10 protein-coding genes and 1 riboswitch are annotated in these 17,069 nt (G+C 74.8%); of the genes, 3 read left to right on the top strand and 7 right to left on the bottom strand.

The genetic code is table 11. The annotated features are described in order from the left end of the window. Window positions 1-210 precede the first annotated feature (210 nt). On the top strand, window positions 211-6,273 hold the full coding sequence (locus ACH4SL_RS14185) for an amino acid adenylation domain-containing protein (protein ID WP_398444940.1): 6,063 nt from the start codon (window positions 211-213) through the stop codon (window positions 6,271-6,273). 400 nt (window positions 6,274-6,673) lie between these two features. On the opposite strand, the gene ACH4SL_RS14190 is transcribed toward ACH4SL_RS14185, so the two are convergent. The 4 genes from ACH4SL_RS14190 to gcvT all read right to left on the bottom strand — a co-directional run bounded on the left by ACH4SL_RS14190 (window position 6,674) and on the right by gcvT (window position 11,045). After that, window positions 6,674-8,041, bottom strand: coding sequence for an L-serine ammonia-lyase (locus tag ACH4SL_RS14190; protein WP_398444942.1), 1,368 nt, complete (start codon window positions 8,039-8,041; stop codon window positions 6,674-6,676). Between the two features lie 102 nt (window positions 8,042-8,143). Next, a complete protein-coding gene (gene glyA / locus ACH4SL_RS14195) occupies window positions 8,144-9,409 on the bottom strand; it encodes a serine hydroxymethyltransferase (protein ID WP_398444945.1) in 1,266 nt (421 codons plus the stop codon). A gap of 36 nt (window positions 9,410-9,445) precedes the next feature. Further along, window positions 9,446-9,826 (bottom strand): glycine cleavage system protein GcvH, encoded by a 381-nt coding sequence (gene gcvH, locus ACH4SL_RS14200; protein ID WP_398444947.1) that lies wholly within the window; start codon window positions 9,824-9,826, stop codon window positions 9,446-9,448. Window positions 9,827-9,905: 79 nt separating this feature from the next. Beyond that, the gene (gene gcvT / locus ACH4SL_RS14205) at window positions 9,906-11,045 is read right to left on the bottom strand and encodes a glycine cleavage system aminomethyltransferase GcvT (protein ID WP_398444950.1); all 1,140 of its coding nucleotides are present in this window, start codon (window positions 11,043-11,045) and stop codon (window positions 9,906-9,908) included. Window positions 11,046-11,217: 172 nt separating this feature from the next. Beyond that, a riboswitch (glycine riboswitch) is annotated at window positions 11,218-11,324 on the bottom strand. A gap of 181 nt (window positions 11,325-11,505) precedes the next feature. Between gcvT and ACH4SL_RS14210 the strand changes: the two genes are divergently transcribed. After that, entirely contained in the window at window positions 11,506-12,258 is a 753-nt protein-coding gene (locus tag ACH4SL_RS14210) for an enhanced serine sensitivity protein SseB (protein WP_398444952.1), read from the top strand. A gap of 203 nt (window positions 12,259-12,461) precedes the next feature. Next, complete coding sequence (locus tag ACH4SL_RS14215; RefSeq protein WP_398445341.1) at window positions 12,462-13,184, top strand: enhanced serine sensitivity protein SseB C-terminal domain-containing protein; 723 nt, start codon at window positions 12,462-12,464, stop codon at window positions 13,182-13,184. Window positions 13,185-13,205: 21 nt separating this feature from the next. Here ACH4SL_RS14215 and ACH4SL_RS14220 read toward each other — a convergent pair whose 3' ends face one another. From ACH4SL_RS14220 to ACH4SL_RS14230, 3 genes are all read right to left on the bottom strand, one after another. Further along, window positions 13,206-14,714 carry a DUF885 family protein gene (locus ACH4SL_RS14220; RefSeq protein ID WP_398444954.1) on the bottom strand — a complete coding sequence of 503 codons (1,509 nt, stop codon included), beginning with the start codon at window positions 14,712-14,714 and terminating at the stop codon, window positions 13,206-13,208. Between the two features lie 90 nt (window positions 14,715-14,804). Beyond that, window positions 14,805-15,971: a cysteine desulfurase family protein gene (locus tag ACH4SL_RS14225; RefSeq protein ID WP_398444956.1), complete on the bottom strand. Its 1,167-nt coding sequence runs from the start codon at window positions 15,969-15,971 to the stop codon at window positions 14,805-14,807. Window positions 15,972-16,196: 225 nt separating this feature from the next. Then, the gene (locus tag ACH4SL_RS14230) at window positions 16,197-17,060 is read right to left on the bottom strand and encodes a thioesterase family protein (protein ID WP_398444958.1); all 864 of its coding nucleotides are present in this window, start codon (window positions 17,058-17,060) and stop codon (window positions 16,197-16,199) included. Window positions 17,061-17,069: the final 9 nt, after the last annotated feature.

The following is a 17,069-nucleotide window of genomic DNA, read 5'->3' on the forward strand; positions in this document are numbered from 1 at the left end:
TCCGGGAACGGCGGGTGCATGGCGGTAACGGCGGAGACGAGTGGTATGTACCAATCGGGACGGTAAGCGGGCGTCAGTTTTCCAGCCGTCCGATCGGGGTGTCAATGGGCCTTGACGCCCTTGACCGCGGGGACCGGCGGCTGCTGGTATGAGCGCCCGGACAGGTGGACGGCCGCCCGCGGCTGGTGCACGGCAACGGGGGAAGAGGCCATGCAGGAGCGCACGTCGGAGCCGGTGCGGAGCGGACCGCTCTCGGTCGGCCAGCAACGCCTGTGGTTCCTCCACCAGTTCGACCCGGACGATCCGGTCAACAACATCGTCTACGCCTACCGGCTGCGCAGCGAGCCCGATCTGCCCGCACTGGAGGCGGCGTTCAGCGCCGTCGTGGCACGTCATGACGCGCTGCGCACCCGGTACGCCGAGTCGGACGGGCAGCCGCGGGCGATCGTCGAGGCCCCGGCCCCGGTCACCGTGGAGCTGATCGACCCGGCCACCCCCGAGGACGCCGTCCGGATCCTCACCGCGTGCGCCGACCGGCGGTTCGACCTCCTCGCGGAACCGCCGTTCCGGGTGACGCTGGTGCGGACGGCGCCGGACGACCTCGTGCTGTGCCTGGTCATGCATCACATCAACGGCGACGGCCTGTCGTTGAACATCATCTGGGACGAGGTGGCCGACCACTACGCGGGCCGCCCGCTGCCGCCCCCGCCGCTCCAGTTCAGCGAGCTGGCCGCCGCCGACGAGGAGCCCGCCGACCTCGGCTGGTGGGTCGAACGGCTCGCGGGCGTCCCCGACCTGGAACTGCCGACGGACCGGCCGCGCCCCGCCGAGCGCACCTCCGCCGGCGCCGACGTGTGGATCGAGCTGCCGGCCGAGCTGGTGGCCGGCGTGCACGAGCTGGCCCGCCGAGCCCGCTGCACGCCCTTCATGGTGCTGCTCGCCGCCTACCACGTGCTGCTCTCCCGGCACTCCGGGCAGCCGGAGTTCTGCGTGGGCACCCCCGCCGCGACCCGCGCCAGGCCGGAACTCGCCCGCGTCGTCGGCTTCCTGACGACCACGCTGGTGACCCGCTGCGACCTGTCCGCCGACCCCGCCTTCACCGACCTGCTGCGCGCCACCCGGCGTGAGGTGCTGGGCGCCCTCTCGCACCCGGATGTGCCGTTCGAGCGCCTGGTCCAGGCCCTCGACGTGGAGCGCGACCTCAGCAGGACGCCGCTGTTCCAGGCGCTGTTCTCGCTGCACAGCCAGAACCACGTCGCTGACCCGCTGCCCGGGGTCGCCAGCGAGCCTTACCCGCTGGGCTGGCACTCGGCCCGGTGCGACCTGTCCCTCGACCTGTACGAGCAGCCGGACGGCTCGCTCCAGGCGATGTTCATCCGCAGCACCGACCTGTTCGACGCCGGGACCGCCGAGCGCATCGCCCACCGCTACCGGCAGCTGCTGACGTCGATCGTGGCCGACCCCGGGCAGCGGGTCGGCCGCCTCGACCTGCTGCCGCCCGCCGAACGCGCCCTGCTGCGGTCCTGGAACGGCCCCGCCGCGGAGCCGCCGCCCGGGACCCTCGTCGACCTGGTGCTGGCCCGCGCCGCGGCCGCTCCCGGCGCGGTCGCCGTGGTGTGCGGCACGGACGTGCTGACGTACCGCGGCCTCGTCGCCGGCGCGGCCCGCCTCGCCTCCGCGCTGCGGCGGGACGGGGTGGGCCGCGGCTCACGGGTCGCCGTCCTCGGCTCCCGCCGCGCCCGCACGGTCGTCGCGCTGCTCGGCGTGGCGATGACCGGCGCGGCCTACGTGCCGATCGACCCGGAGTACCCCGAGGCGCGGGTGGCCCACGTCGTGCGGGACAGCGGGGCGGCGCCCGCGCTGACCGACGCCGACGTCGACCGGCTGCTCGACGGCGCGGATGACACGGGCGGCGCGGGCGGCGCGGGCGCGCCGGACGACGACGCGGCACTGTCGCCGGTACACCGCCCGGGGCCCGACGACGCCGCCTACGTCCTGTACACCTCCGGGTCCACGGGGAACCCCAAGGGCGTGGTGGTCCCGCACCGGGCGCTCGCCAACCTGCTGTTCGCCATGCGGGAGGTGCTGGGGTCCACGGCGGAGGACCGGTGGCTGGCGCTGACCTCGCTGTCGTTCGACATCTCCGCCCTGGAGCTGTTCCTGCCGCTCGTCACCGGCGGCCGGGTGGTCGTCGCGGACGCCGCGGCCTCCCGGGACGGGCACGCGCTGGCGGCCCTGGTGCGCGCCGCGGGCGTCACCCACGTCCAGGCCACGCCGTCCGGCTGGCGGGTGCTGCTCACCGGTGACCTTCCCCCGGTGACCGCGCTGTCCGGCGGGGAGCCGCTGCCGCTGAAGCTGGCCCAGGAGCTGCGGGCGCGCGCCCGGCGGCTGCTGAACGTCTACGGGCCCACCGAGACCACCGTCTGGTCCACCGTGTGGGAGGTGCCGGAGAACCCCGTGCGGGTCACCATCGGCTCCCCCCTCGCCAACACCACCGTGCACGTCGTCGATCCGCTCGGCGCCACCGCGCCCGTCGGCGTCCCCGGCGAACTCCTCATCGGCGGCGCCGGGGTGGCCGACGGCTACCACGGCCGCCCCGACCTGACCGCCGAGCGCTTCGTCGAGCGGGAGGGCGAGCGCGTCTACCGCACCGGCGACGTCGTACGCCGGCTCGCCGACGGCACCCTGGAGTTCTTCGGGCGCTCCGACGACCAGGTCAAGCTGCTCGGCCACCGCATCGAGCCGGGCGAGGTCGCCGCCGCCCTGGAGTCGTACCCGGGGGTGCGGCAGGCCGCGGTCGTGGTGCGGGACGAGAGCCTGGTGGCGTACTGGGTCGCCGGCTCGGATCCGGGCGCCGGGACCTCGGGCGAGCGGTTGCGCGCGCACCTCGCCGGGCTGCTCCCCGGCTACCTGGTGCCCGCCCGCTACGTCCTGCTGGACGCCCTGCCGCTCACGCCCAACGGCAAGGTGGACCGCAAGGCGCTGCCGTCCGCCGGCGACGAGCCGGCCGGCGGCGGCCGGCCGCCGGGCACCCCCGCAGAGCGCCTGGTCGCCGAACTCCTCGGCGAGGTCCTGGAGGTCGGCGCGGTGCACGCCGACGACGACTTCTTCGCCCTCGGCGGCCACTCGCTGCGCGCCGCCATGCTCACCGCCCGGCTCTCGGCGCGGATCGGTGTGCGCGTGCCGGTCGCCGACATCTTCCGCAACCCGACCGTCGAACAGCTGGCCCGGCTGGTGGAGTCGGCCGCGCCCGGCGCCACCGCCGCCCCCGTGCCGCGCCCCGCCGGCACCCGTGCGCCGCTGTCCCCTGCGCAGGAGCGGCTGTGGTTCATGCACCGGCTGGACCCGGACGACGCCTCGTACAACATGTGGATGGTCAAGCGGTTCCGCGGCCCGCTGGACGAGGCCGCGCTGCACCGCGCGCTCGACGGGGTGGCCGCGCGGCACGAGATCCTGCGCACCAGCTTCCCGGAGGTCGACGGGGCGGCGGCCGCGGTCGTGGTACCACCGGCGCCGGTGCCGGTCGAGCTGCTGGCCGCCGCCGACGAGCAGGCCGCGCTCGCCGCGGTCGGGGCGCGTACCAACACGCCGTTCGACCTCGGCGCGGCGCCCCCGTGGCACGCCGCGCTGATCCGGGTCGGTACGGGCGGGCAGGAGCACGTGCTGTGCGTGGTGATGCACCACATTCTCGGCGACGGCTGGTCGCTGGAACTGCTGCACCGGGAACTCGCCGCCCTCTACTCGGGGCGCGAACTGCCGCCGCTGCCTGTGCAGTTCGGCGACATCGCGCTGTGGCTGCGGCAGCAGGACACCGGCGGCGCGCTCGACCACTGGCTCCGCCGGCTGGCCGACCCCACCCCGCTGGCCCTCCCGCAGGACCGCCCGCGCGGCGCGGTCCCCCGGCGCCGCGGCGCCCTGACCGCCTTCCGGCTGGACGCGGCGGAGACCGCCGCCCTCACCCGGCTGGGCCGCGAGCACCGGGCCACGATGTTCATGGTGCTGCTCGCCGCGTTCGAGGCGCTGCTGTCCCGGCACACCGGCGACACGGACGTCCTCGTCGGCACCGTGACGGCCGGCCGGGACCGGCTGGAGCTGGAGCCCGCCATCGGCTACCTCACGGAGGTGCTGGTGCTGCGCGGCGACCTGTCCGCCGACCCCACCGTCGCCGAGCTCCTCGACCGGACCCGGGACGACGTGCTGGATGCCTTCACCCACCAGGGCATCCCCTTCGAGGAGCTGGCAACCCGGCTGCGCGTGGTCCGCGACCCGGCACGCAACCCGCTGTTCCAGACCATGGCGATCCTGCACACCGAGGGCGAGGAGCACGGCGAGGGCGACTTCGCCGGGCTGCGCACCACCGACCTCGACGGGGGCTTCGAGCAGGCCAAGTTCGACCTGATGCTGGAGGCGTGGCACGACGGGCCCGGGATGCGGCTGTCGCTGGTGTACGACGCCGAGGTGTTCGGCGCGCGGCGGATGGAGCTGCTGACCGAACGGTTCGCCCGCCTGCTGCGCGCCTTCCCCGGCAGCACCGGCAGCCCGGTCTCCGCGCTGCCGATCCTCGACGCGGGCAGCCCCGACGACGCGTCGTCCCTGGAGGGCCCGCCGCTCGCCGCCACGCCGGCCGTTCCCGAGCTGTTCGCCCGCGCGGTGCGCGAGTTCCCCGACCGGGTGGCCGTCGGCTGCGGGGCGGAGCAGCTGACGTACGCCGAGCTGGACGCGCGGGTGGCCGAGCTGGCGGAGGGACTGCCGGCGGGCGGGGCGGTGGTCGGCGTCCGGTTCGGCCGCTGCCCGGACGCGATCGCCGCGCTGCTCGCCGTCTGGCGTGCGGGCTGTGCCTACCTGCCGCTCGACCCCGACTACCCCGAGCAGCGCCTCGCGCACATGGTGCGGGACAGCGGCGCCCGCACCGTCCTCACCCCCGAGGGCCCGCGCCCCGTACCCGGCGGCACGGCGGTCCCCGCCGGCGCCGCGTACGTCATCTACACCTCGGGCTCCACCGGCGTGCCCAAGGGCGTGCTGGTCGGCCACGGCGCGCTGGCGGCCCGCGTCGCCTGGATGCGCGAGGCGTACGAGCTGCGGCCCACCGACCGGGTCGTGCAGTTCGCGGCGCTGAGCTTCGACACCCACGCCGAGGAGATCTTCCCGACGCTCGCCTCCGGCGCCCGGCTGGAGCTGCTCCCCGACGGCGCGGTCACGCTGCCCGAGCACCTCGACGGTGTCACGGTCCTCGACCTGCCGACCGCGTACTGGCACCACCTCGTCGAGAGCATCGACGACGTCCCGTGGCCCGACACCCTGCGGCTGGTCATCCTCGGCGGCGAGCAGGTGCACGAGGCCGCGGTCGCCCGCTGGCGCGAACGGTTCGGCGACCGGGTGCGGCTTGTCAACACGTACGGCCCGACCGAGGCGACCGTCGTCTGCACCGCCGCCGACCTCACCGGCGAGCCCACCGCGCCGGGCCCGCCGCCGATCGGACGGCCCCTCAGCGGCACCCGGGTGCTGCTGCGCGGCCCGCACGGCGAGCCGGTGCCGCCCGGCACACCGGGTGAGCTGTGCGTCGGCGGGGCGGGCCTGGCCGACGGCTACCTGGGGCGGCCCGAGCTGACCGCGGAGCGGTTCGTGCGGGTCGACGGCGAGCGGCTGTACCGCACCGGCGACCGGGCCCGGCTGCGCCCGGACGGCGACCTGGAGTTCCTCGGCCGGTTCGACGAGCAGGTCAAGCTGCGCGGCTTCCGTATCGAGCCGGGCGAGATCGAGGCCAGGCTCGGCGGTCGCGGCGCCGTCGCGGTGCACGGCGAGACCCTGGCCGGCTACACCGTCGGCCCCGCCGGCACCCTGCCGGACGAACTGCGCGCGGTCCTGCCGCCGCATCTGGTGCCCGACATCTGGGTGGAGTTGGCGGCGCTGCCGCTCACGCCGAACGGCAAACTGGACCGCGCGGCACTGCCCGCGCCGGTCCGCTCCGGGCAGGACGTCGCGCCGCGCACCGACACCGAGCGGCTGGTGGCCGGGATCTACGCGGAGGTGCTGGGCCTCCCGGCGGTGGGCGCGCTGGACGACTTCTTCGCGCTGGGCGGCCACTCGCTGCTCGCGGTCGGGGTGGTCGCCCGGATCCGTACCGCGACCGAGGTCGAGCTGCCCATCCGCACCCTCTTCGACCAAGGCACGGTGGCGGGCGTGGCGCGGGCCCTGGAGGACCGGCTGCTGGCGGAGCTGGACGCACTGTCCGAGGAGGAGGCGGTCCGGCTCCTCGCGGAAACGGCGGACTGACGGCGCGTCCGCCCGGGGCACGCCCAGGGTGACGAGCGCGGTGGTCCTGTCGGTGACGACGGCGTGCTGGGCCTGCGTGCCGGGGGCGGCAGCCCTGGAACTCTCCGAAGCATTCGGCTGCCGCGCCCTCGTTCGGTGCGGTGCAGACGGGCTCGAGCGCCTTGGCGATCCTGTCCCAGTCCTGGCGGGCCGCGTAGCGGAAACTGCTGTGCAGGAGGTGGACGGTGCACGTTTGCACGATGGCGCTCGAGCGGCCGGTCCTGCCATTCGGCCACGCCCTCCATCACCTGGTCGGTGATGGCGGAGACGGTCTGTCCGGAGACCTCGGCCAGCTGCTCGTCCGACGCGGCCGGATCAGCCACGGGACTCGTGCTCGGTCGTCATGTACGGCGGTGTGCGCTCAGCACTCGATGACGTTGACGGCGAGGCCGCCGCGGGCGGTCTCCTTATATTTGACTTTCATGTCGGCGCCGGTCTGCTTCATCGTGCGGATGACCTTGTCGAGGGACACATGGTGGCGGCCGTCGCCGCGCATCGCCATCTTCGCCGCCGTCACGGCCTTGACCGCCGCCATGCCGTTGCGCTCGATGCAGGGGATCTGGACGAGGCCGCCGATCGGGTCGCAGGTCAGGCCGAGGTTGTGCTCCATGCCGATCTCCGCGGCGTTCTCGACCTGTTCCGGGGTGCCGCCGAGGATCTCGGCGAGGCCGCCCGCGGCCATGGAGCAGGCGGAGCCCACCTCGCCCTGGCAGCCGACCTCGGCGCCGGAGATCGAGGCGTTCTCCTTGAAGAGCATGCCGATGGCGCCCGCCGCGAGGAGGAAGCGGACGATGCCGTCGTCGTCGGCGCCGGGGACGAAGCGCTGGTAGTAGTGCAGGACGGCCGGGATGATGCCGGCGGCGCCGTTGGTGGGGGCGGTGACGACGCGGCCGCCCGCGGCGTTCTCCTCGTTGACCGCCATCGCGTAGAGGGTCAGCCACTCGGTGGCGTGCGCGGCCGGGTCGCCCTCCGCGCGCAGCTGGCGGGCCGAGACCGCCGCGCGGCGGCGCACCTTCAGGCCGCCGGGGAGTATGCCCTCGCGGGACAGGCCCCGGTCCACGCAGCTCTGCATGACGTGCCAGATCTCCAGCAGGCCGGTGCGGATCTCGGCCTCTGTGCGCCAGGCCTTCTCGTTCTCCAGCATCAGCGCGGAGATCGACAGGCCGGTCTCGCGGGAGCGCTGCAGCAGTTCGTCGCCGGTGCGGAAGGGGTGGCGCAGCACCGTGTCGTCGAGCTTGATGCGGTCGGCGCCGACCGCGTCCTCGTCGACGACGAAGCCGCCGCCGACGCTGTAGTACGTCTTGGCGAGCAGCACCTCACCGCTGTGCCCGCGGGCGGTGAGCGTCATGCCGTTGGCGTGGTAGGGCAGCGAGCGGCGGCGGTGCAGCACCAGGTCGGCCGCCGGGTCGAAGGGCACTTCGTGCGCGCCGAGCAGCGCGAGCCGCCGGGTGGTGTGCACGGCGGCCACCTCGTCGTCGGCGGTCTCGACGTCGACCGTGCGCGGGGAGTGGCCGGCCAGGCCCAGCAGCACCGCCTTGGGGGTGCCGTGCCCGTGGCCGGTCGCACCGAGCGACCCGAACAGCTCCGCCCGGACGCCGGCGGTCGCGGTGAGCAGGTCCTCGTTCTTCAGCCGCTGCGCGAACATCCGGGCAGCGCGCATCGGGCCCACCGTGTGCGAACTGGAGGGGCCTATGCCGATGGAGAAGAGGTCGAATACGGAGATGGCCATTCGTGTGCTCCCTGGTCACCGCGGACGCCGTTGTCCGCGGGCTGCTGCCGGGTGGTACGGGTCCGCGGCCGCGGGGCGGGTGGGCCCCGCGGCCGCGGGCGGTCAGGCGCCGAGCCCGGGGTAGAGCGGGAAGCGCTCGGCGAGCGCGCTCACCCTGCCCCGCAGGCTGTCGGCGTCGAAGACCGGCTGGAGGGCGGCCGCGATGATGTCGGCCACCTCCCGGAAGGCGTCGGCGTCGAAGCCGCGGGTGGCCAGCGCCGGGGTGCCGATCCGCAGCCCCGAGGTGACCATCGGCGGGCGCGGGTCGTTCGGGATCGCGTTGCGGTTGACCGTGATGCCGACGTCGTGCAGCCGGTCCTCGGCCTGCTGCCCGTCGAGGGCGGAGTCGCGCAGGTCGACCAGCACCAGGTGGACGTCCGTGCCGCCGGACAGCACCTTGACGCCGACCGCCGCGAGATCCTCCCGGCCCAGCCGCTCGGCGAGGATGACCGCACCCTCCAGCGTACGTGCCTGGCGGCCGCGGAACTCCTCGGTCGCCGCGGCCTTGAAGGCCACCGCCTTGGCGGCGATCACATGCTCCAGCGGGCCGCCCTGCTGGCCGGGGAAGACCGCGGAGTTGATCTTCTTGGCCAGGTCGGCGGTGGACAGGATCACGCCGCCGCGCGGACCGCCGAGCGTCTTGTGCGTCGTGGTCGTCACGACGTGCGCGTGCGGGACGGGCGAGGGGTGCAGCCCCGCCGCGACCAGCCCGGCGAAATGCGCCATGTCGACCATGAGGTACGCGCCGACCCCGTCCGCGATCCGCCGGAAGGCCGCGAAGTCCAGCTGCCGCGGATACGCCGACCAGCCGGCGATGATCAGCTGCGGCCGGTGCTCCTTGGCCAGCCGCTCCACCTCGTCCATGTCGACCCGGCCGGTCTCGGCGTCGACGTGGTAGGCGGCGACCTTGTAGAGCTTGCCGGAGAAGTTGATCTTCATGCCGTGGGTCAGGTGCCCGCCGTGCGCCAGATCCAGGCCGAGGATCGTGTCGCCCGGCTTGAGCAGGGCGAACATCGCGGCGGCGTTCGCCTGGGCACCCGAGTGCGGCTGGACGTTCGCGGCCTCGGCGCCGAAGAGCGCCTTGATCCGGTCGATCGCCAGCTGCTCGATGACGTCGACGTGCTCGCAGCCGCCGTAGTAGCGGCGCCCGGGATAGCCCTCGGCGTACTTGTTGGTCAGCACCGAGCCCTGGGCTTCGAGGACCGCGACGGGCGCGAAATTCTCCGACGCGATCATTTCCAGGGTGGACTGCTGGCGGCGCAGCTCGGCGTCGACCTCGGCGGCGACCTCGGGGTCGAAATCGTGCAGTGACTGGTTCAGGAGCGACATGGGATCTTCCCTCGGGTACGGGGTGGGGGCGACGGCTCAGGCCGCGGTGAAGTCGTCGTACTCGGCAGCGGTGAGCAGCTCCGCGTCCTCGTCGGCGACCCGCACCTTGAACAGCCAGCCGCCCTCGAAGGGCGCGGAGTTGACCAGCGAGGGATCGTCGGCCACGTCCTGGTTGACCTCGGTGACCTCGCCGGACACCGGGGCGTACAGCTCGCTCACGGACTTGGTGGACTCCAGTTCACCGCAGGTCTCGCCCGCGGTGACCGTCGCCCCCGCCTCGGGCAGCTGGACGAAGACGACGTCACCGAGCGCGTCGGCGGCGTGCGAGGTGATGCCCACGGTGGACACCCCGCCCTCGGCGGGCGAGACCCACTCGTGCTCCTTGCTGTAGCGCAGGTGCTCAGGATTGATGCTCATGACGGAATTCTCCCGGATACGAAGGGTTGCTGGTGGAGGCGGCGCGGCAGCCTGTGGATAACTCTCGTCACCCGCCGGCTCAGCGCTCGCGGCGGTAGAAGGGCAGTGCCACGACCCGGTACGGCTCCCGGCTGCCCCGGATGTCGACGGCGATGTCCGGCGTGCCGGGCGCGGCGGCGGACTCGTCGACGTACGCCATCGCGATGGGCGCCCCGAGCGTCGGCGACGGGGCTCCCGAGGTCACCTCGCCGACGACCGCGCCGTCCGGGCCGGTGACGGTGTAGCCCGCGCGCGGCACCCGGCGGCCCTCGGCGACCAGCCCGACGAGCGTGCGCGGCGGCTGCTCGGCGGCGCGTGCCGCCGCGGCGAGCAGCGCCTCGCGGCCGACGAAGTCGCCCGGCTTGTCGAACTTCACGACGCGCCCGAGCCCGGCGTCGAAAGGCGTCACGTTCGCCGTCAGCTCGTGCCCGTACAGCGGCATACCGGCTTCCAGGCGCAGCGTGTCGCGGCAGGACAGGCCGCACGGCACGAGCCCGGCCTCCGCCCCGGCCGCCAGCAGCGCCGCCCACAGCTTCTCGGCGTCCGCGGGCGCCACGAAGAGCTCGAAGCCGTCCTCGCCGGTGTAGCCGGTGCGCGCGATCAGCGCCGGCACCTCCGCGACCGTGCCCGGCAGCCCCGCGTAGTAGCGCAGGCCCGGCAGATCCGCGTCGGTCAGCGACCCGACGATGCCGGGCGCCTCGGGGCCCTGCACGGCGAGCAGCGCGTACGCCTCCCGGTCGTCGGCCACGGTCGCGTCGAAGTCCGCCGCCCGCAGCGCGAGGGTGTCCAGCACCGTCTGGGCGTTGGAGGCGTTGGCCACGACGAGGTAGCGCTCCTCGCCGAGCCGGTAGACGATCAGGTCGTCCAGGATGCCGCCGTCCGGGGCACACACCATCGTGTAGCGGGCCCGGCCGACCGCGAGGGCCGACAGGTGGCCCACCAGGGCGTGGTCCAGCGCCTGCCCGGCCTGCGGGCCGGTCACGGTGATCTCGCCCATGTGGGAGAGGTCGAAGAGCCCGGCGGCGGTGCGCACCGCCTGGTGCTCCTCGCGCTCGCTGCCGTACCGCAGCGGCATGTCCCAGCCGGCGAAGTCGGTCATGGTGGCGCCCAGCGCGCGGTGGACCGCGTCGAGCGCGGTGCGGCGCGGTGCGGCGGGGGAAGGGCTCGGTGCTGCGCTCATCGAAGGTGCTCCCAAAAGCGGCGGACGGGTCGTGGACTGCCGGCCGGGGCTGACCCCGGCCTCCCCATCTGTCATCGGAACCTGAGAGGTTCACCGTGACCCTGCGGGCCCCGGCTTGCACCTTGGGTGGGGCGGGACCGGTGAACGCGGCCCGCCCGCTTTTCAGATCTGCCTCGTCCGCGCGGTATCTGTGCCTGAGAGATTCAAGGGAGGACTTGCTCCTTCGGCGCCCGGCCCCCGCCGTCGTCCGGTGGGGCGGAACTCTCCCGCGCGGCCTCCAAACGGCCGCTATGCGAATTGTGGGTGCTGCTCGTGCCGTCGGCGCAGGTCACGCCCTTCCCGCCGACGGTACGCGCCGCCATCATCGCATGCCCGGGCGGGCGTGGCGGCCAGCCGATAGGGTTTCCGGGCAGGCAACGGGTGCCGCCGACGGCGGCACACAGCGCGGACGAGGATGGACATGGACAATCCGGCACCGTACATATGGCCGGCGAACGAGCTGGAGGAGGTGCTCGCGGCCAGCCTCGGCAATCCCGCCGCGACCCCCCGGCTGCTGGAGGTACTCGGCCGCTCCCACGTGTGGGTGCCGCTGCCCAACGGCGGATCGGCCGCGTCCACCGACCTCGACCTGCCCACCGTGGAGCTGGGCGGCGCGCCCTATGTGCCCGTCTTCAGCTCGGAGCAGCAGTACCGGCTCGCCGCCGAGGGCATGTCCTGCACGGTCGCGCCGGTCCGCGACTTCGCCCGCGGCCTGCCCCCGATGGTCGGTATCGCCGTCAACCCCGGCGGGGCCGTGGGGGTGCCGCTGCCGCCCGCCGCGGTCGCCGAGCTGTGCCGCGGGTCCCGGCCGCCCGGGGCGTTCGGGGAGCAGGTCCCCGGCGGGGCCCGGGTGCGGCTGTGGGAGCCCGCGCCGGACGAGGAGCCGGTCGACTTCCTGGCCATCGCCGCCGCCGAGTACGCCGTCACCCCCGTGGTGCTGAGCGCCCGCCGCGCCATGGCCGCGGTCGAGGAGGAGCCCCCCGCGCTCTTCGTCGGCGTCGAGCTGGACGGCTGGCAGGAGAGCGACCGCGCCGCCGCCATGGACGCGCTCGGCCGGGCGCTGGGCGCCGCGCCGCTGCCCTGGCCGGTCCATCTGATCCTGCTCGACGTGGCCCAGGACCCGGTGGCCGACTGGATGCTGGAGACCGTCCGGCCCTTCTACGCCCGGGACTGACTCCGGCAGATGCCCGGTGCGGGCGTATACGAGCCGTATACGAGCCATTTAGTCCGTGCCGCTTGAGTCGGTCAGCGTTCCACCGGCCAGAGCCGACCTGATTTGATGGCGTAATGACGGCGTAAGACGAACAGACGGGAAAGGGGCGGTCCGACGTGATCGCGGGCGCGCACGGCGGCGCGGCGGCCGGCCATGTGGAGCAGATGCTGCTCCAGGTGGCGCCGGGCCGCTACGACGCATACGAGAACCTGCTCGCGTCGCTGGCCGACGGCCAGGTCTGGATGCTGCTGTGGCAGGGCGCGCCCGGCACCCCCGACGCCCAGTACGCGGCGATGGAGGTCTCCGGCCACCGCTACGCCCCGTGCTGCACCTCCCCGCGCGAGCTGGCCGCCAGCGGCTGGAACCGCGAGCACGAGGTCGCCGCGGGCCGGGACATCGCGCTCGCCCTCTTCCCGGACCACTGCGGCCTGTGGCTCAACCCGCACGCCCCCGGCGGCGGCGTCGGCATCCCCTGGCCCGACCTGCGCCGGATCGCCGCGGGCCTGGACCTGCTGCCCGCGGGCCCGCTGCGGATCGGCGAGCCGACGGTGCAGATGCCGCAGTTCTACGCGCTGCTGGCCACGGCGGCGCAGCGTACGCCCGCGGTACGCGCGCTGCGGCAGGCGTGGGTGCAGCCCGCGCTCGGCGAGGCGTACCTCGCGATCGGCGTCGAGGTCTACGACTCCTCGCCGCAGGCGGTGGAGGCCGTACGGCTGATGATGCAGCAGGCCGTGCCCGGCGTCCCGGAGGGCCTGCCGGTCTCGACGGTCGCCATGTCCGACCCGCACGACCCGGTGGCGATGTGGCTGCGCGCCAACGCCCAGCCCGTCTTCGACCGCGACGCCTTCAGCAGCCCGCCCGCCTGGGGCCCGCCGCCGCGCTACTGAGCGCCGGGGCCGCGAGGCCCCCTACGCCCGCGCTCCGGCGTCCAGCAGGCCCAGCGGCGGCGCGCCGAGCGCGAGCAGCTGGGCGTGGAAGCCGGGCACCGAGAAGCCCGGCGAGCGCTCCGCGCGCTCGCGGGCCCGCATGATCTCCAGCTTCCCCCACGTGTACCGCCCGTATCCGGCGTCGAAGGTCCCGCGGCGCGCCTCCGAGGCGGCCCCCGCGGGGGCCAGATGCGCGTCGCGCACGAACAGATGCGTGGCCTCTGCCACGTCCATCGCCCCGGTGTGCAGCCCGATCGCGCACGTCAGCCGGGTCACCCGGACCAGTGCCTCCAGGGCGACGCCGATCGCGAAGCGCGGGTCGCGCGCCCGGAAACCCTCGTCGAGGCAGACCTCCTCGACGTAATGTGCCCAGCCCTCGCAGAAGGCCAGGCTGTGCAGCACCCGGCGGACCGGGCCCGCCGCCCGGCGCAGGGCGCGGCCGTGCGCGAAGTGGCCGGGCGCGACCTCGTGCACGGTGATCGACGGCAGACTGGTGCGGCTGAAGACCGTCAGCCACTCCTCGCGCTCCTGCGCTGGCCAGTCCGGCTCCGGCGGGGTCACGTGGTACCAGGACGGCGTCTCGGGCTCGCCGGGGCCCGCCCACGTCATCATGGCCATCGCCCAGCGGCGCGAGGGCGGCGCGGGCCCCACCAGGCACTCGCCGTCGAGGTAGGGGGCGAGCTGCCGCTCGCGGGTGAAGGCGATGACCTCCTCGGTGAGCCGGGTGGCGGCCGGGATGACGCCGTCGGCGCCCGGGTGGTCGGCGAGCAGCTCGGGGATCAGGTCGTCGACCGACCGGCGCGGGTCGAGCGCGCGGCAGGAGTCGGCGAGCAGCTGGCCGAGCCGTACGCGCTCCCGGTCCGCCGACTCGGCCAGGGCCGCCAGGTCCACCCGCACGCCCTCCTGGGAGCCCATCAGCGCGGCCAGACCGGGCCCGCCGAGCCGCGGGTCGGGGTCGCCGTGCTCGGCGGCGTGTTCGAGGTGGGCGGTCAGCCGGGCGTGCGCGTCCAGCGCGTCGGCCTCCACACCCTCGTCCGGGTCGAGGCCGAAGGCGAGCCCGCGGGCCGAGCCGAGCAGCGCGGAGGCGACGGGCGCGCTCACCCGGTCGAGCGAGGCCAGGGCGGCGTCCACCGCGTCCGGCCACTGCGCGAGGTGCCTGCGGCGCGCCGCGGCGCGCTCCTTGCGGGGGGCGTATTCCCGGTCGTAGCAGGCGAGTTCGAGGTTGGACAGATGGGGGTAGGGGTCGCGCCGGTGTATCTCCAGTTCGCCGTACTGGACGCGTACGGCCTCCTCGAAGACGCTCAGGTGCGCCTCGTCGTGCGGGTCGGGGAGGCGTGGCGTATTGCGCCGGGCCGTGTCGACCGCGGAAAGGGCGCGGCGTATTCCGTCGGGGGAGAGGTCCTGCACGCGGCCGTCGTACTCGTGCAGCCCGGCCATCTCCCGGACGGTGGGCATCATCAGGTCGCAGACCGCGCGGAGCCGATCATCCATGCTCCGACCGTAGCGTTGCGCGCGCCGCCCGTCTGCCCGCGGGTCGGGCGAGTCGGGGCGGGACGGTGTGTCCGCCCGCGGACGGCTCCGTCAGGTCTGGCCGGCGGTCCTGGCGCGCTCGACGGCCGGGCCGATCGCCCGTACCAGCTCGGCGACCTCCCCGGCGGTCGTGGTGTGGCCGAGCGAGAAGCGCAGCGTCGCGCGGGCGTCCGGGGCGGGGCGGCCCATGGCGAGCAGCACATGGCTGGGCTGGGCGACGCCCGCGGTGCAGGCCGAGCCGGTGGAGCAGGCGATGCCCTGCGCGTCCAGCAGCAGCAGGAGGGCGTCGCCCTCGCAGCCGGGGAAGGTGAAATGTGCGATCGAGGCGAGCCGGCCCCCCTCGGCCGGGTCGCCGTTGAGCACCGCGTCCGGCACCGCTGCCCGCACCCCGCGCACCAGTTCGTCGCGCAGCGCGCCGACCTGCGCGGTGAATTCCGTGCGGTGCCGCGCCGCGAGCGTGCCCGCCGCCGCGAAGGCCGCGATGGCCGGTACGTCGAGGGTGCCCGAGCGGCTGCGCTCCTGCTCGCCGCCGTGCAGCAGCGGCACGGGGGTGTCGTCGCGGCGCAGCAGCAGCGCGCCGACCCCGTAAGGGCCGCCCACCTTGTGCCCGGTCACGGTCATGGCGTCCAGGCCGGAGGCCGCGAAGTCCACGTCGGCCTGCCCGAAGGCCTGCACCGCGTCGGAATGCATCGGCACCCCGAACTCCGCGCACACCGCGGCCAGCTCCGCGGCCGGGAGGATCGTGCCGACCTCGTTGTTCGCCCACATGACGGTGACCAGCGCCGTCTCGTCCGGGTGCGCCGCCAGCGCCGTACGCAGCGCCTCCGGGTGCACCCTGCCGTAGGAGTCGACCGGCAGCCACTCCACGACCGCGCCCTCGTGGTCGGCCAGCCAGTGCACCGCGTCCAGCACGGCGTGGTGCTCCACCGGGCTCGCCAGCACCCTGACCCGGCGCGGATCGGCCGCCCGGCGCGCCCAGAACAGGCCCTTGACGGCCAGGTTGTCCGACTCGGTGCCGCCGCCGGTGAAGACGACCTCGCTCGGCCGGGCGCCCAGCGCCTCGGCCAGGGCCTCGCGGGATTCCTCGACCGTGCGCCGGGCCCGGCGGCCGGCGGCGTGGAGTGCCGAGGCGTTCCCGGTCACCGTGAGGTGCGCGGTCAGCGCCTCGACCGCCTCCGGCAGCATGGGCGTCGTGGCGGCGTGATCGAAGTAGGCCATGGTCCGTCGATTCTACGGTCCGCGCGCCGCCCGCCTCCCGGCACTCTCCGCACGCCCCGCGGAGCCGGGCACGAGGGCCGTACCGGACGGCAATATGCCGGGGTCAGGCGCGCGCGGGACGCGCACCAGCCCGCGAGGGCCGTACCGACCGGCAATGTGCCGCGGTCAGGGGCACAGTGCGCGTGCCATCTCACACGGGCCGCGCCGGCCGGCAATGTGCCGCGGTCAGGCGCGCAGGGCGCGTGCCAGCTGGCGGGACTGCGCCACCAGCCGGTCCTGGGAGTCCCACACCTCGGCGTCCTCCTCCAGCAGCCCGCCCGCCAGGTTGCGGGTGGAGATGGCCACGCGTACCGGCCCCGGCGCCGGGACGGCCCGCAGGTGGACGGTCAGCTCGACCGTCGGCACCCAGCCGGCCAGGCCCAGGTCGAAGGCGGTCGGCGGCAGGGCGTCGACGGCGAGCAGCAGCGACAGGGCGTCGTGGTCGCGCCCGTCCGCCAGGCCCAGCCAGCCGCGCATCTCGCCGGCGCCGGAGGGCGCCCCGAGCGCCCAGCCCGCGGTCGCGGGGTCGAGGCGCAGGTCGAGCCGGTCGAGGATCGCGGTGGAGCCGGTGACCGGACCGGCGCCGGGCGGCGCGTCCTGCGAGCCGACGCAGTCGCCGTACGCCGGCATCAGCGGCGGCTTGGCCGAGGTGCGGACGTCGTCGGGGAGCGCCGCGAGGTCGCCGTAGCCGGCGATCACCCGGATCCGCTCGACCTCGCGGCCCTCGGCGTCGCGCTGGTACAGCGAGGCCTGGCCGGTGGACATGCTCCGCCCGGCCCGTACGGTCTGCGTCCTGACCACCGCGGGTCCGGGCTCGGAGGCCGTCAGGTAGTGCGCGGTGATCGTCAGCGGGTCGGGGTGCGGCAGCGCGGCGCGCAGCGCGCGGGCGACGACGGCCAGCAGGTAGCCGCCGTTGACGGCCCTGATGATCGTCCAGCCCGCGGAGAGCCCGGCGTCGTACGTGCCCGGCTCGTCCGGCCGCGCGACCACTGCCGTGTCGCGGTCGAACTCGCTGTCCCCGATGGCCGCGCGGGCCGGTGCATCTGCCATGAATCGATG

Origin of the sequence: Streptomyces sp. NPDC021020 (assembly GCF_044333285.1) — a bacterium.
GTDB lineage: Bacteria > Actinomycetota > Actinomycetes > Streptomycetales > Streptomycetaceae > Actinacidiphila.

Bases quoted from the DNA above. Each gene is read 5' to 3' on its own strand.
- ACH4SL_RS14210 (WP_398444952.1), top strand. From the start codon at position 11,506: ATGGACAATCCGGCACCGTACATATGGCCGGCGAACGAGCTGGAGGAG.
- ACH4SL_RS14225 (WP_398444956.1), bottom strand. From the start codon at position 15,971: ATGGCCTACTTCGATCACGCCGCCACGACGCCCATGCTGCCGGAGGCG.
- glyA (WP_398444945.1), bottom strand. From the start codon at position 9,409: ATGTCGCTCCTGAACCAGTCACTGCACGATTTCGACCCCGAGGTCGCC.
- ACH4SL_RS14215 (WP_398445341.1), top strand. From the start codon at position 12,462: ATGCTGCTCCAGGTGGCGCCGGGCCGCTACGACGCATACGAGAACCTG.
- ACH4SL_RS14185 (WP_398444940.1), top strand. From the start codon at position 211: ATGCAGGAGCGCACGTCGGAGCCGGTGCGGAGCGGACCGCTCTCGGTC.
- ACH4SL_RS14230 (WP_398444958.1), bottom strand. From the start codon at position 17,060: ATGGCAGATGCACCGGCCCGCGCGGCCATCGGGGACAGCGAGTTCGAC.
- gcvH (WP_398444947.1), bottom strand. From the start codon at position 9,826: ATGAGCATCAATCCTGAGCACCTGCGCTACAGCAAGGAGCACGAGTGG.
- gcvT (WP_398444950.1), bottom strand. From the start codon at position 11,045: ATGAGCGCAGCACCGAGCCCTTCCCCCGCCGCACCGCGCCGCACCGCG.
- ACH4SL_RS14220 (WP_398444954.1), bottom strand. From the start codon at position 14,714: ATGGATGATCGGCTCCGCGCGGTCTGCGACCTGATGATGCCCACCGTC.
- ACH4SL_RS14190 (WP_398444942.1), bottom strand. From the start codon at position 8,041: ATGGCCATCTCCGTATTCGACCTCTTCTCCATCGGCATAGGCCCCTCC.